The sequence below is a fragment of the Vibrio sp. YT-18 genome (assembly GCF_033337345.1).
Taxonomy (GTDB): Bacteria; Pseudomonadota; Gammaproteobacteria; order Enterobacterales; family Vibrionaceae; genus Vibrio; species Vibrio alginolyticus.
Genome location: NZ_JAWOQO010000292.1, coordinates 1 through 1,027 on the forward strand (window position 1 = coordinate 1; position 1,027 = coordinate 1,027).

Consider the following 1,027-nt stretch of genomic DNA (forward strand, 5'->3'; position numbering starts at 1 on the left):
TGATGGTGAAGCGTTCCTAAAAGACAACGCTATACGTCCAGAAGTTAATGTTCTTGAATCTGGCCTACAGTACGAAATCATCACTGAAGGTACTGGCGAAATCCCAACAGCTGATAAATCTGTACGTGTTCACTACCACGGTGAACTAACAGACGGCACAGTATTCGACAGCTCTGTATCTCGCGGCCAACCAGCTGAGTTCCCAGTAACTGGCGTAATTAAAGGTTGGGTTGAAGCTCTACAACTAATGCCTGTAGGTTCTAAGTGGAAACTATACATCCCACAAGACCTTGCGTACGGTGAACGTGGCGCAGGCGCTGCAATCCCTCCATTCGCAGCACTAGTATTCGAAGTTGAGCTACTAGACATTCTATAATTGAGACTTTTCTCAATAACCTACATAAAGCGGCGCATTAGCGCCGCTTTTTTTATAAAATAATAGAAGTTATCAGTCAGATGACCTAAAAAAATAAATACAACAAATAAGTTAAAACGCTCAACCGTCGGAGGTACTATGCGTAAAACTCTCCTAACTTTAGCTCTCCTATCAGTGAATATTGGCAGCGCACATGCGTTTTTGGACACTGTCGTAGATAAGAGCAGCAAAAATGGTCTTATGGATATGGTAAGCCAAGGCCTAAATGCAGAATCTTCACCTCTTACTGAGCTACTAACGAGTCAGCTACCAGTTTCGACAGAACAAGCTGCAGGTGGCAGCAGTGCCCTAATTGCACTTGCTCAAAGCCAACTGTCTCAACAAAACAGCACGGAATTGCAGTCATTGATCCCTGGATTATCCAACTTGAAAGGTGCACAAAGCCTGTTAGGTAACATCGAAAGCTTGAGTGCCGTACAAAGCGCATTTAATGCACTAGGACTAGACCCATCGATGATCAGCCAATTTGCACCAGTGATTTTAGGTTACCTAAATGAGCAAGGAGCAAGTGAGGGATTATTGAAGTCTTTAAGCGGTCTATGGACGAGCGGTAAGTAAATTCGCTTTAAGCGAAATCCCCACCGAAATAGA

General features: G+C 43.8%; 2 protein-coding genes. Both read left to right on the top strand.

Annotated features, from left to right (window positions below; genetic code table 11):
• Positions 1 to 376, top strand: a 376-nt coding sequence (locus R7M72_RS26065; RefSeq protein WP_318056589.1) for an FKBP-type peptidyl-prolyl cis-trans isomerase, incomplete at its 5' end; no start/stop codon positions are given.
• Positions 377 to 514: 138 nt separating this feature from the next.
• The gene (locus R7M72_RS26070) at positions 515 to 994 is read left to right on the top strand and encodes a DUF2780 domain-containing protein (protein WP_017449005.1); all 480 of its coding nucleotides are present in this window, start codon (positions 515 to 517) and stop codon (positions 992 to 994) included.
• The last annotated feature ends 33 nt before the right edge of the window (positions 995 to 1,027 follow it).